We start from the raw sequence: 14,109 nt of genomic DNA on the forward strand, positions 1-14,109 counted from the left end.
TGGTGATGATCCCTTCGGGGTAACTGAGGGAGTCTTTTTTATAGGGTGGTTAGATGTTTGAAATTAAATATAGAGATGCCTTAGGAAGAATTGGAATTTTAGACATAAATGGGAAAAAAATAGAAACTCCAACAATTATGCCAGTGATTCACCCAAATCCTAAAAAGCAAGTGGTTCCAATTGACTTTATAAAGAAGCTAACAGATATCATTATTACAAATTCATACATAACCTATATAACTAAAAGCTTAAGAGAGCTTGCTTTAAAAGTTGGAATTCATAAGCTTATAGGCTTTGATAAGGTTATAGTTACAGATAGTGGCTCTTTTCAGCTTGGAACTTATGGAGATGTTAAGGTTTCTCCAAGGGAAATTATTGAGTTTCAAGAGAAGATAGGGGTAGATGTTGGAACCATCTTAGATATTCCAACACCTCCTGATGTAGAGAAGGAGAAGGCTGAGAAAGATTTAGAAGAAACCTTAAGGAGGGCTAAGGAAGCCATAGAGTTAAAGAGAGAGAAGAACTTTAAAATGCTGTTAAATGGGACTATTCAAGGTTCTACATATTTAGAGCTAAGACAGAGAGCTGCAAGGGAGATGGCTAAGCTAAACTTTGACATCTACCCTATAGGAGCAGTTGTCCCACTAATGGAAAGCTATAGGTTTAAAGAGGTTGCTGAAATTATTATAAATAGTAAGATGAACCTCCCAACTAATAAGCCTGTCCATCTCTTTGGCTGTGGCCATCCTATGCTCTTTGCCTTAGCTGTAGCTTTAGGCTGTGATCTTTTTGACTCTGCTGCTTACATCTTGTATGCAAAGGATGACAGATACTTAACAGAGAGAGGAACTCTAAGCTTAGAAGAGCTTAAAGATTTAAAAAGCTTTCCATGCTCTTGCCCAATCTGTTCCCAATACACTCCAAAAGAGCTTTATCAATTAGAGAAGAAGGAGAGGGAAAGGATTTTAGCTGAGCATAACTTATATGTAACCTTTGAAGAGATGAATAGAATTAAAGAGGCTATAAAAAATGGCTCTCTTTGGGAGCTTGTGGAAGAGAGGGTTAGAGCTCATCCAAAGCTCTTAGAGGCTTACAGAGTTTTAAAAAATTATATGTACTATATAGAGAGATTTGACCCAGTCATAAAAAAGACAGCCTTCTTTTACTCTGGAGTAGAATCTCTTTTCAGGCCAGAGGTTTATAGGCATAAGAAGAGGTTGAAGAGAATAAAGTATGAGAAAGTTTATATTACAACAGTCTCAAAGGATATTGAAAGACCTTACAGTGAAAACTTAAATGTTAAAGAGACAGATGTTGATATCTTAATAAAGCATCCTATTTTTGGATACATCCCTTACTATATAGACACTATCTACCCTCTCTCACAACATGAGGCTCCTGAACTCTATGACTTTGAGAAAGAAATAAATAAGAAGTTTCAAGAAGAGTTTTTAGAATTTTTAAAAAAGAAAGGAGTTAAAGTCTTGAATATTGTTGAATATAATTATTATATAAACTCCATTGGTAAGTTTAACTCTGACAGCTTTAGAATAAAGAGGATGCTTGAGTATCAGTATGGCTATGACATCATAAAGGATAAGAAAATAAAAGTTGTTAGAAGTAAGAATACAGGAAGGCTAAGACAAGTTTTAGATGAGAATGATAATATTTTATTCTCAGTTAGAAGCCATGACAATCTCTTAATCCCTTCTAAGTTAGGAGCTAAATTACTCTGGGAAAATATTCCTTTCCCTAAGTATAGGGTTGTGGTTAATAAAGAGGCTGAACCCTTCATTAGAGAGGGGAGAAATGTCTTTGCCAAGTTTGTTATAGATTGTGATGAAGACATTAGACCTTATGAAGAGGTTTTAGTTGTTAATGAAGATGATGATCTATTAGGCTATGGGACAGCTATATTAAATGGAATAGAGATGAAAGAGTTTTCAACAGGATTGGCTGTCAAGGTTAGAGGTGGAATAAAATGTGTGGAATAATAGGCTTTGTCAGTAGAAAGAAGAGAATGATAAGTGGAGAGAAGATAGCTTTAGCTTTAAACTCTTTAAAAGAGAGAGGGAATGGAAGAGGCTCTGGTTATGTTGGTTATGGAATATATCCAACAAAGTATAAGGATTGTTATGCCTTCCATATCTTAATTGACAACAACCCAAAGTTTGAAAAAATTAAGGTTGAGGTTGAAAATGTCTTAGAACAGTATGGAACAATTATAAAAGATGAGGAAATTCCTACTGAGGAAGGGATTATTGAAAAAGTACATATTCCTTGGAGATACTTCTATGAGGTTGATGAGAAATACTCTGAGAGAGAGGAAGATGTTATAGTTGATATAGTCATGGAAATTAATGATAGGGTTGATGGAGCCTATGTTATCTCAAGTGGAAAAGACTTAGGAGTTTTTAAAGCTGTTGGCTGGCCTAATGAAGTAGCAGAGTTTTATAGAATAGATAGGTATGAAGGCTACCTATGGTTAGCTCATGCAAGGTATCCAACAAACACAAAAGCCTGGTGGGGAGGGGCTCATCCATTTAATCTATTAAATTGGAGTGTTGTACATAATGGAGAGATAACAAGCTATGGAACCAACAGAAGGTTTGTTGAGAGCTATGGTTATAAGTGTAGATTATTAACAGATACTGAGGTTGTAACCTATATTATGGACTTACTGATGAGAAAGCATAAACTTCCTGTTGAATATGCCTTAACAGCCATGGCTCCAAGATTTTGGAATGAGATTGATGACATGCCAGAGGAAGAAAGGGAGTTACATAAAGCTATCAGGATGGTTTATGGGGGAGCCATGTTAAATGGTCCATTTGCCATAGCTGTTGGAACCCCTAAGGGATTAATATTTATGAATGGAGACATTTCAAAGGAAACAACCATGATAGGCTTAACTGATAGGATAAAATTAAGGCCATTGGTTGCTGCTGAAAAAGATGACTTACTATTTGTTTCAAGTGAAGAAGCAGCAATAAGGAGAATTTGCCCTAACTTAGATAGAGTTTGGATGCCAGATGCTGGAATTCCTATAATTGGTAGAGTAGAATAAACAAAAATTTTTTCTATTTTAAGGTTTTAATGGTGATCTAATTGAAATTCTACAATAGAGAGAAAGAAGTTAGATATCTAAAAACTTATTGCCAGTTGGAGCCAAACTCTATTTTATTCGTTTATGGCCCTAAATCTTCTGGAAAATCTACAGTAATAAGGAAGGTTATTAAAGAACTTGAAGATAGTGATATCGTATTTTTTTATTATAATTTAAGAAAGTATGCTACGCCAACAAAGGAAGAGTTTTTTAAAATATTTTTTGAAAGATCTGATAAAAAATATGTTCCTAATAAGCTGGAATTTAACTTAGGAGTTTTTAAATTCGGAGTTGAGAGAGAGCTAAATTTTAAAGAGTTCTCTTTAAACGATGTCTTTGCTAAGATAAATGAAAGCATTAATGAAGTTATAAAAGAGGGAAAGAGGCCTGTCTTAATTATAGACGAGCTTCAAAAGTTGAAGAATATTTACTTTAATGGAGAAAAATCTCTATTAAATGAGCTATTTAACTTATTCGTCTCTCTAACCAAGATGGAACATCTTTCCCATGTCATCTGCTTAACTTCTGACACTCTATTCATAGAAGAGATCTACAATAATTCAACACTAAAGAACGCTTCCGAATATTATTTAATTGATTGGTTAGAAAAAGAAGACATTAAAAAAATCTTAAAAGAAGAGAACTTCAGTGAAGAGGAGATAGATTACGCTATAAACTACCTCTCTTTACCATATGAAATAACTGAACTAATAAATAATAAAAAACTTGGCTTAACAGTTGAAGAAACCATAAAAAGATGGATAAATATTGAAAAGAATGGAATAAAGTATCTTATAGATTCAGTAGATTTAGATGAAGAAAAGCTCTATAAAGTTTTATCAAAGTTTAAAGATAAAATAAAGATTTCCTATAACAAGGAAGTTAAAAAAGAAGAAATGAAATATATAAAATTTTTAATTGAAAATGAGATCCTATTCTACGACGTAATTAACGGCATAATAAAACCAACGTCAATTATTGAATGGCACGCTATAAGAGAACTTATATAACTTTTTCACGCAAAAAGCTTTATATTGAAAATTAAAATTTTCAACAACACTAAATAAGAGAAAGAGGGAAAAGATGATTCCAAGCTATGTGCCACCTAAGTATAAGCCAATAATAGATAGAGAGAAGTGTATGCTCTGTGAAAGATGTACTGTTGAGTGCTCATGGGGAGTCTATAGAAGAGAAGGAGATAGAATAGTTATATATGCTAATAGATGTGGAGCCTGTCAAAGATGTGTTTCCATGTGCCCAAGGGATGCTATAAAGATTGTTGAGTATAAGGAATGTTGGAGATCCCATCCATTATGGACAGAGGATGTTAGAAGAGATATTTATAACCAAGCAAAGACTGGCTGTATCTTATTAAGTGGAATGGCTAATGCCATGGATCATCCTAACTACTTTGACAGGATTGTCTTAGATGCTTGTCAAGTTACTAACCCATCTATAGACCCTCTAAGGGAGCCAATGGAGTTAAGAACTTACATAGGAAAGAAGCCAAAACAGCTTGAATTTGACTTTATTGAGGAAGATGGGGTTAAAAAGGCTAAGTTGAAAACAAAGATAGCTCCAAATTTGAAGTTAGACACTCCTATAATGATAGCCCACATGTCCTATGGAGCTCTCTCATTAAATGCTCATCTATCCTTTGCCAAGGCTGTTAAAGAATGTGGAACTTTTATGGGAACTGGTGAAGGAGGACTACCAAAGGCTCTCTATCCATATGCTGATCACATTATAACCCAAGTGGCAAGTGGAAGGTTTGGGGTTAATGAAGAATACTTAATGAAAGGAGCAGCCATTGAGATTAAGATAGGACAAGGAGCTAAGCCAGGGATTGGTGGGCACTTACCAGGGGAGAAGGTTACAGTTGAGATATCTAAGACAAGAATGATCCCAGAAGGTTCTGATGCCATTTCTCCAGCTCCTCATCATGATATCTACTCTATAGAAGACTTAGCTCAATTAGTTAGAAGTTTAAAAGAGGCAACAAGATGGAAAAAACCTGTCTTTGTTAAAATAGCAGCTGTCCATAATGCTCCAGCTATAGCTGTTGGAATAGCTACAAGTGATGCTGACGCTGTAGTTATTGATGGATATAAAGGGGGAACAGGAGCTGCTCCTAAGGTGTTTAGAGATCATGTTGGAATCCCTATAGAGATGGCTATAGCTGCAGTTGATCAGAGGTTGAGGGAAGAAGGATTAAGGAATGAGATTAGTATTATAGCAAGTGGAGGAATTAAGAGTTCAGCAGATGTTTTTAAAGCTATAGCCTTAGGGGCTGATGCTGTCTATATAGGAACTGCTGCAATGGTAGCCTTAGGTTGTAGAGTCTGTGGAAGATGCTATACTGGCCTATGTGCCTGGGGAATAGCTACACAGAAGCCAGAGTTGGTTAAGAGGTTAGATCCAGAGGTTGGAGCAAGGAGAGTAGCTAATTTAATAAAGGCTTGGACACATGAGATAAAAGAGCTTTTAGGGGCAAATGGAATTAATGCCATTGAAAGCTTGAGAGGAAATAGGGATAGGTTAAGAGGAGTTGGACTAAATGAGAGAGAGTTGAAAGTATTGGGAATAAAGTTAGCTGGTGAATAAGGAATGGAAGTAGTAGAGATAGATGCTAAGGACATGGATTATAGAGAATTGAATGAGAAAATTCATAAAATTTTAGAGGAGAACCCTGAAGTGAAAAAAATAATTATTAAAAATGTTTTAGGACAGAGGTTTATAGGAAATGGCTTACAGAAGAAAGATTTAACAATAGAAATTTATGGAATCCCTGGGGGAGACTTAGGAATGTTCATGAGTGGGCCTACAATAATAGTTTATGGAAATGCTGAGTTTGCCCCAGGGAATACAATGGATGATGGAACTATAGTTATACATGGAAACAGTGGAGATGTTACAGCCCACTCTATGAGAGGGGGTAAGGTTTTTGTTAGGGGAGATGTTGGTTATAGAAGTGGCATTCACATGAAGGCTTATAAGGATAAAGTCCCTGTCTTAGTTATCGGTGGAACAGCCAAGGATTTCTTAGGAGAATATATGGCTGGAGGTTTAATTATTGTATTAAATATAGATGAGAAAGGAAATGACTTAGGAAAGATAAAAGGAAGGATGATAGGAACAGGGATTCATGGAGGTTCTATATACATAAGAGGGGAAGTTGATAAAAAACAGCTTGGTGTTGCTGCTGACATAAAGGAATTCACAAAGGAAGACTTAGAGAAGATAAAGCCATACATTGAAGAGTTCTGTAAATGGTTTAATTTGTCAGAGGAAGTTAAAGATAAGTTGATAAATTCAAAATGGACAAAGATAGCTCCTATATCTAAGAGGCCATTTGGAAAGCTCTACACTCCTGACTTAATGTAAGAAGGTGAAACAGTGAGAAGCTATAAGGATTTAGAGAGGGAAGTTTGGCTAAAAAATAGATGCTCTGGCTGTGGAGCCTGTACAGCTGTTTGCCCAGCCAACAATTTATATTTTAAAGAGGAGAGTCCTGTAAAGTTTAACTGTACAGAGTGTTACTGTGAAATTGTTCCTCCTGAAGACATTGAACACCCAATCTCAGCAGAGTTTTGTAAGACAACAGTCTATGATGTCCCCTGTGGAGCTTGCCATGATGCCTGTCCAAGGGTTGAAGTTAGAGAGATGGAAGATAAATACTTAGGAATTTATAGAGCTAAAAGTAAATTGGAAATAAAGAATGCTCAAAATGGTGGAGTAGTTTCAGCTATCTTAATTAATGCCTTAGAGGAAGAGCTAATAGATGGAGCTATTGTTATTAAGCAGGATAACTGGACTTTGGAGCCAATCTCTTACTTAGCCACTACCAAGGAAGAGGTAGTTAAAGCTGCAGGAAGTAAGTATTTAAGAAAAGTATCTCCATTAAATGCCCTAAAAAAGGCTGTTATGGAGGAGAAGTTAGAGAGATTAGCCATAGTTGGAACTCCTTGTATAATTGAGGCTATGGCTAAAATTCAAAGTAGTGTAAATGATCTACTAAAACCTTTTAGAAAGGCTATTAGACTAAAAATTTCTCTCTTCTGCTTTGAAATTTATGACTATGCTAAGATGTTAAAGAAGTTAGAAGAAGAAGGAATAAATCCTTGGGATATCAAAAAGATGGAAATTGAGAGAGGGAAATTTTTACTTTACTTAGTTGATGGTTTCATTAAGGAATACAAGATAAAGGAATTGGATCCAGTGATGAGAGAAGGATGTAAGAGTTGTATAGACTTCACTGGCTTATACTCAGATATCTCAGTTGGTAATGTGGGAACACCTGAGGGCTACTCAACAGTTATTATAAGAAATAAGTGGGGAGAAGGGTTCTTTAAAAGAGCTTGCTACAATGGGTTAATTGACTTTGACAGCAGTGTGAAGATAGAGGAGATTAAAAAGTTGGCTGAGCTGAAGATGAAAAGAAAAAATTATAAATAATTTTTCTCTAAAAATTTAATTTGATATACTACAAAAATTAAGAGGGAGGAAAGATGGAGATAAATGGAGTCTATATAGAGGATACATTTGCTGAAGCTTTTCCAATATGGGTTTCAAGAATTTTAATTACAGCAGCTACTAAAAGATGGGCTAAGATAGCTGCTACTGAAGCTACTGGATTTGGAACCTCTGTTATCATGTGCCCAGCTGAGGCTGGAATTGAGAAGTATGTGCCACCATCAAAAACTCCAGATGGTAGGCCAGGGTTTATAATTCAAATTTGCCATCCTAAGAAGAAAGGTTTAGAGGAGCAAATGTTAGAGAGAATTGGACAGTGTGTCTTAACTTGCCCAACCACTGCAGTCTTTGATGCTATGGAAGAGGAAGATGAAAAGGTAAAAGTTGGATTTAAGTTAAAGTTCTTTGGAGATGGATTTGAGAAGAAAGATGAGTTAAATGGAAGAAAGATATATAGAATTCCAATTATGGGAGGAGAGTTTATAACTGAATCAAGCTTTGGAATTAAAAAAGGAGTTGCTGGAGGTAACTTCTTTATAATGGCTGACACCAATGCCACTGCCTTAATGGCTGCTGAGGCTGCAGTGAATGCTATACAGAGTGTTGATAAGGTTATAACTCCATTCCCAGGAGGAATAGTAGCCTCTGGAAGTAAGGTAGGGGCAAGCAATCCTAAGTATAAGTTTATGGTGGCTACAACAAACCATAAGATGTGCCCAACCTTAAAGGATGTTGTTGAAGACTCTGAAGTACCAGAGGATGTTAATGGAGTTTATGAAATAGTTATCAATGGTTTAACTGAGGATGCTGTAAAGATGGCTATGAGAGAAGGAATATTAGCAGCTACAAGGGTTAAGGGGGTTAAGAAGATAACAGCAGGAAACTATGGAGGTAAGTTAGGACCTTACCAAATAAAGTTAAGAGAGCTTTTTGAATAAAATTTTTTTTAATCTCCTATTTTTTGAGGGTTTTACAATGTTAGAGCCTATTGTTTATGATGTTGGTAGGCTATGTAAGTTTAAAGATTCCTACACTCCAAATATAATAAATCTAAATATTGAAATTGATGAGCCTAAGCTTCTTTATGACACACCTGAACCTCTTTTAGAGAAGTTTAAAAAATCTTTTATTGGAGAGCTTAAAATTGATGGAGAAACTTATAAGTATCAAGTTCTAAACTATGGGAAGTATATAGAGAGAGCTAAAATAGAGGAAGTTGATCTCTATATCATAGCTGACAGGAAGATTATTGAAAGAAAAGAGCTTACTTACATAAAAAAATTGAGAGAAAAGATTTCTCCAAACTCAGCTATCTATTTTCCCTTAGCCAATCCTTGGGAAATTCCTCTTTTAGCTTACTTAGGAGCTGACTTTTTTGGAACTCTCTCTGAGTTTTATGCTGTTAAGGGATATAAATTAACTAAGAATAGGGCTATAAAGAGTGATAAGAGCTTTGAAGAACTTATAGAGGAGAATAATAAAGTCTATCTTGATATTATTGAAGAGGTTCAAGAGGTTATAAAAAAAGGATATCTAAGAAATTTGGTTGAGGAAACCTCTATCTCTCATCCATATCTCTGGGCTAACTATAGAAGATATGAGCCAGATTTAAGGAATATTTCAACCTTTAAGAAGCATAAGGTTATAGTTACAGCCAATATAAAGATTCCAGAGGTTAAAAAATACTTGGAAAGGTTAAAAAATTATGAGCCTTACACAAACATTATTCTCCTTCTCCCTTGCTCTTCAAAGAAACCATATTCAGAGTCTAAGACACATAGGAAAATAATTAAAGCCATAGGAAAGGCTGTAGTTGAAGAACTCATCCTAACCTCTCCCTATGGATTAGTGCCAAGAGCCTTAGAGTTGGCTGTAAATTATGACATTCCAGTGACAGGAGAGTGGAGCTTAGAGGAAATAGAGTTAATAAATAAGCTATTAAAAGAGTTTTTAAAGAAGGTTGAGGAGAAGTTTGGAGATTATAAAGTAATTTCCTATCTTCCTGATCACTACTTAGAGATCTTAGAGGTTGAGAGCTTAGTTGTTAAAGACCTTGAAGAGCTAAGAAAAATTTTAAAAGAATATAGAGGGGATAAGAGGAAACAGAGGGTTCATAACTTAAAAGAGCTTTGTAGATATCAATTTTATCATAACTTCCTTCCAGACAATATCTATATAAATAGGAAAAATCAGATAATCTATAAAAATAAAATTTTAGCTACTTTGAAAGATAAATTTATCCTCTCCTTAGAGGGAGGAAAGCTTATGTGGGAAACCCTTGGTAGGGATAGCTTTTATGTTGAAACAAACTTTGATGTAAAGAAAGGTTCTCTCTTCCCTCCTGGATTTGTTGATTGTAATGAAAAGATTTCTTATGATGATGAAGTCATCCTAATTAAGGATAATAAATTTTTAGGTGTTGGTAGGGCTAAACTTCCAGGACATGAGATGAAAAAGGCTAAACATGGAGCTTTAGTAAATATAAGGAAGGTTTTGTAGTATGGAGGAAATTATAGAGAGAATAATGAGGGGAGAGATAAAGGATGAGGAAGTATTAGAAATTTATAAAGAGTATTTAAAGGTTAAGGATGAGGTTAGCTACTTAGAAGACTTGTTAGATGACCTTGAACTCCTCTGTAGAAGGTTTGAGGAGATTAAAGATAGTGTGAAAGGCTTAAAATATCTAATCCCTAAGGTTAGTAAATATTTAAATTGTAAAGAAAGTGTTGAAGAAACCTTAAGAGTGTTAGATAATTTTGAAAAGCTTGATCTCAACCACTACTATGAAGTGAGAGCAAGATACTTTAATGAACTTGAGACTCTAAAGAAAAAACTTAACCAATTGGAGAAAAAATTAAAAGAGGCTGTAGATGGAAGAGAATGAAATAATAGAGTTGGCTAAAACTATCTTATCTAAGAATTTTGATTTTCTTGTAAAGGGAATAGGTGATGATGCAGCAGTAATAAGGTTAGAGGATAACTATCTATTGCTAACCTCTGACATGATGGTTAAAGAAACTCACATCCCTTCCATCCTTAGCCCTTCTGAAATAGCTTTTAGAGTTTTTACAGCAAATGTTTCTGACATTGTGGCTATGGGAGGAAAGCCAATATCTTTTTTAATCTCCTTAGGTTTTAAAAAGGTTAGTAGAGAATTCTTAGAAAGCTTTTATTTGGGATTAAGAGAAGCTTCAAACCTCTACAACTGTCCAGTTGTTGGGGGGGACACTGTTAGGGCTGAAACCTTAATTTTATCAGGCTTTTGCTTAGGCTTAACTGAAAAGCCAATATATAGAGAGGGAAGGGTTGGAGATAAAATTTATGTCACTGGAAACCTTGGGAGAGTTTTCTCCTCTTTATATATTTATTATAACTTTAAAGACAAAATTAAAGAGTTTGAAGAGAGTTATCCAGAGATGTTTAAGAAGCTAAGGAAACCTGTAGCAAGGGTTGATATGCTAAAGGATAAAGAGCTATTTACTGGAGCCACAGATATCTCTGATGGCTTGGGAAGAGAGATAAATTACTTTAAAAATTTTCAGATATATTCTGAGAAGATCTTTAAGCTAATTCCTAAGGATGTCTTAGACTTCTGTGAAGAGTTTAACCTAAATCCCTTAGAAGTGGCTTTAAACAGTGGAGAAGAGTTTGAGCTAATTATAACTTCAAAATATAAAATTAAAAAAGCTGTAGAGATAGGAGAAATTATAGAGAGAGGGAGATACTTAGATGACAAGCCATTCAAAGGAAGGGGATATATACATAAATTTTATTAGAGTGAATACTCTAAAAATCTCTCCATCTGCACTAAAAGAGAGGCTTGAAAAGAAGGGAGTTAAGTTAGAGAAAACTTTTTTAGACTATGCCTTTAGAGTTATAGAATCTCCTTTTTCTATTGGAGCTACTCCTGAGTATCTATTTGGTTACTATATGCCTCAATCTCTCTCTTCTATGATCCCACCTATAACTCTAAACCCCTCTCCCAAGGATAGAGTTTTAGATATGTGTGCTGCTCCTGGTGGGAAGACAACACACTTAGCTCAACTTATGGGAAATGAGGGAACTATCTTAGCTGTTGAGATTAGTAAGGAGAGAGTTAAAGCTTTAAAATCCAACATAAATAGGATGAATATCTTAAATACTATCATTATAAATAAAGATATGAGAAAATATAAAGAATATTTAATGAAGAAAAAAATACTCTTTGACAAAATTTTACTTGATGCTCCCTGCTCAGGGAATATAATAAAGGACAAAAATAGAAAAGTGGATGAGAAAGATATTGAATATTGCTCACTTAGACAGAAAGAGCTTTTAAATATAGGTTTGGACTTATTAAAACCTGGTGGAGAGTTGGTTTATTCAACATGCTCAATGGAAGAGAAAGAAAATGAGGAAGTTATTGAACATGTATTAAAAAGTAGAGATGACATAAAATTAATAAAATTATCTCCAATTGCCAATTTTATAAGACCTGGGAAGATAAAGGGAACTTTAAAGGTTTATCCCCCCTATGAGCCATTTTTTATAGCCAAGATAAAGAAAGAGGGATAAGTAATGAGTGAGACATTTAAAGAGTTTAAAGAGCATTCTGTAGCTGAATTCTTTAGGAAGAATAAACACATGCTTGGATACAGTGGAAAAATTAGAAGTATGACCACTATAGTCCATGAGTTGGTAACTAACAGCTTAGATGCCTGTGAAGAAGCTTTAATATTGCCAGAGGTTAAGGTGGAGATAGAGAAGTTAGGAACTGATCACTATAGGGTGGCTGTTGAAGACAATGGTCCAGGAATCCCTCCAGAGTTTGTTCCTAAGGTTTTTGGTAAGATGTTGGCTGGATCAAAGATGCATAGGCATATTCAGTCAAGAGGACAGCAAGGAATAGGGGCAGCTGGAGTTTTACTATTTTCACAGATCACAACAGGAAAGCCTTTAAAGGTTATTACTTCATTGGGAGATGGGAAGATCTATGAGATGAAGGTTAAGATGGATGTTGAGAAAAATGAGGGAAAGATAGTTGAGATGAAGGTTAAAAAAGGAAATTGGAGAGGGACAAGGGTTGAAGGAGAATTTAAAGAAGTCTCTTACAATAGAGGAGAGTATGGACCTTATGAATATTTGAGGAGAATAAGTATAGCTACACCACATGCTAAGATTATACTTAAAGATCCTTATGGAGAAGTTGTCTTTGATAGAGTTATAGATGAGATTCCAACAAAGCCTAAAGAGTTAAAGCCACATCCTTATGGCTTGACAGTTGATGAACTCCTCTACATAGCAAGGAAAACTAAGGCTAAGAAAGTTTCTTCCATGCTCACCTCAGAGCTTTCAAGGGTTTCATCTAAGAAGGTTAAGGAACTTGAGAGACATATTTTAAGAGATTTAATATTAAAAAACTTTAAAGGTTCTATCTTCTTTGATAGGGTTGTTAATCTCTATTTAAATTACAATGTTAAAGGCTTAGTCAAGAAATTTAAAGAGTATCTCTCAGAGGAAGAGGTTGAATATGTAAAATCCTTAATAAATTCTCTACCAGAGAGCTTAGAAGAACTGAAAGATTTTGTCCTAAAATACTTAATAATGGATTATTTACTCAAGAAGTTGAATAAAGAGGAGATAGAGAAGATTAAGAATCACTTTAAAAAGTCCCCTGACAAGTTTATAGAGTGGGCAGAAAAGAATTATCTCTCAGCAACAACCATAAGTGAGATGAACAAGAAAATTAAAAAGCTTGTTAGAGATCCTGAAGAGTTCTTAGAAGAGATAAAGAAGAAAAAACTTATTTCTAATGAAGAAATTAAAAAACTTGAGGAGAAGGTTAAAGAGCTTTTAAATAAGGAGCCAAGAGCATTAACCTGGGAAGAGGCTGAGTTAATAGTTAGATGTCTCCAAAACATGGAGTTTAAGGCTCCACCAACCTCTGGACTAAGGCCTATAGGTGCTGAAAACATAGAAAAGTCTTTAAAAGAGCTATTAAAGCCAGACTTTGTTAAGGCAATAACAAGGAATCCTAAAACCTATAGGGGAGGAATTCCCTTTATTGTTGAGGTTGGCTTAGCCTATGGAGGAGAGGCTGGAAGGCAGGGAGATGAAGGTAGAAAGATGGAAATTATGAGATTTGCTAACCATGTTCCTCTTCTATATGATGCCTCAGCCTGTGGTATAACAAGGGCTGTTAAGAGTATAAATTGGAAGAGATATGGAATTAAGGAAGATGCTCCAATAACAGTTTTTGTTAATTTAGTCTCTACCTTCATCCCATATACTTCAGCAGGAAAGCAAGCTATAGCCTGTGGAGAGCATGAGAATGAAGAGATATACAATGAAATTAGACATGCTCTAATGATCTGTGCAAGGGAGTTGGAGAAGTATCTATCAAGGATAAGGAAGGAGATGGAGGAGGAGAAGAAGAGAAAGTATGTTATGAAATATGCTAAAATCTTTGCTGAAGCTTTAGCAAATATCTTAAATAAGCCAGTTGAGGAGATAGAGGAGAAAGTTATTAAGCTATTAGAAAAATCTTAAAG

12 protein-coding genes are annotated in these 14,109 nt (G+C 35.0%); all 12 read left to right on the plus strand.

Translation table 11 applies throughout. The annotated features are described in order from the left end of the window. Nucleotides 1-53: 53 nt before the first annotated feature. The 12 genes from tgtA to METIN_RS04365 all read left to right on the plus strand — a co-directional run bounded on the left by tgtA (nucleotide 54) and on the right by METIN_RS04365 (nucleotide 14,107). Entirely contained in the window at nucleotides 54-1,994 is a 1,941-nt protein-coding gene (gene tgtA, locus METIN_RS04310) for a tRNA guanosine(15) transglycosylase TgtA (RefSeq protein WP_013100274.1), read from the plus strand. Next, complete coding sequence (locus METIN_RS04315; protein WP_013100275.1) at nucleotides 1,982-3,067, plus strand: class II glutamine amidotransferase; 1,086 nt, start codon at nucleotides 1,982-1,984, stop codon at nucleotides 3,065-3,067. The genes tgtA and METIN_RS04315 overlap by 13 nt, the downstream gene beginning before the upstream one ends. A 41-nt stretch (nucleotides 3,068-3,108) precedes the next feature. After that, complete coding sequence (locus tag METIN_RS04320) at nucleotides 3,109-4,116, plus strand: ATP-binding protein (protein ID WP_013100276.1); 1,008 nt, start codon at nucleotides 3,109-3,111, stop codon at nucleotides 4,114-4,116. Nucleotides 4,117-4,189: 73 nt separating this feature from the next. After that, nucleotides 4,190-5,710, plus strand: coding sequence for a glutamate synthase-related protein (locus METIN_RS04325; protein ID WP_013100277.1), 1,521 nt, complete (start codon nucleotides 4,190-4,192; stop codon nucleotides 5,708-5,710). Between the two features lie 3 nt (nucleotides 5,711-5,713). Next, nucleotides 5,714-6,490: a GltB/FmdC/FwdC-like GXGXG domain-containing protein gene (locus METIN_RS04330; protein WP_013100278.1), complete on the plus strand. Its 777-nt coding sequence runs from the start codon at nucleotides 5,714-5,716 to the stop codon at nucleotides 6,488-6,490. Nucleotides 6,491-6,502: 12 nt separating this feature from the next. Continuing rightward, nucleotides 6,503-7,561 (plus strand): Coenzyme F420 hydrogenase/dehydrogenase, beta subunit C-terminal domain, encoded by a 1,059-nt coding sequence (locus METIN_RS04335; RefSeq protein WP_013100279.1) that lies wholly within the window; start codon nucleotides 6,503-6,505, stop codon nucleotides 7,559-7,561. 53 nt (nucleotides 7,562-7,614) lie between these two features. Further along, a complete protein-coding gene (fhcD, locus tag METIN_RS04340) occupies nucleotides 7,615-8,517 on the plus strand; it encodes a formylmethanofuran--tetrahydromethanopterin N-formyltransferase (protein WP_013100280.1) in 903 nt (300 codons plus the stop codon). 37 nt (nucleotides 8,518-8,554) lie between these two features. Then, on the plus strand, nucleotides 8,555-10,078 hold the full coding sequence (locus METIN_RS04345) for a DUF5591 domain-containing protein (protein ID WP_013100281.1): 1,524 nt from the start codon (nucleotides 8,555-8,557) through the stop codon (nucleotides 10,076-10,078). 1 nt (nucleotide 10,079) lies between these two features. Then, entirely contained in the window at nucleotides 10,080-10,463 is a 384-nt protein-coding gene (locus METIN_RS04350) for a hypothetical protein (protein WP_013100282.1), read from the plus strand. Beyond that, nucleotides 10,450-11,355, plus strand: a complete 906-nt coding sequence (locus METIN_RS04355) for a thiamine-phosphate kinase (protein ID WP_013100283.1) — start codon at nucleotides 10,450-10,452, stop codon at nucleotides 11,353-11,355. Before METIN_RS04350 ends, METIN_RS04355 begins: the two co-directional genes overlap by 14 nt. Next, nucleotides 11,309-12,133, plus strand: coding sequence for an NOL1/NOP2/sun family putative RNA methylase (locus tag METIN_RS04360; protein ID WP_013100284.1), 825 nt, complete (start codon nucleotides 11,309-11,311; stop codon nucleotides 12,131-12,133). The genes METIN_RS04355 and METIN_RS04360 overlap by 47 nt, the downstream gene beginning before the upstream one ends. 3 nt (nucleotides 12,134-12,136) lie before the next feature. Then, nucleotides 12,137-14,107: a DNA topoisomerase VI subunit B gene (locus tag METIN_RS04365; protein WP_013100285.1), complete on the plus strand. Its 1,971-nt coding sequence runs from the start codon at nucleotides 12,137-12,139 to the stop codon at nucleotides 14,105-14,107. The last annotated feature ends 2 nt before the right edge of the window (nucleotides 14,108-14,109 follow it).

Source organism: Methanocaldococcus infernus ME (assembly GCF_000092305.1).
Lineage (GTDB): Archaea > AGJL01 > Methanococci > Methanococcales > Methanocaldococcaceae > Methanocaldococcus > Methanocaldococcus infernus.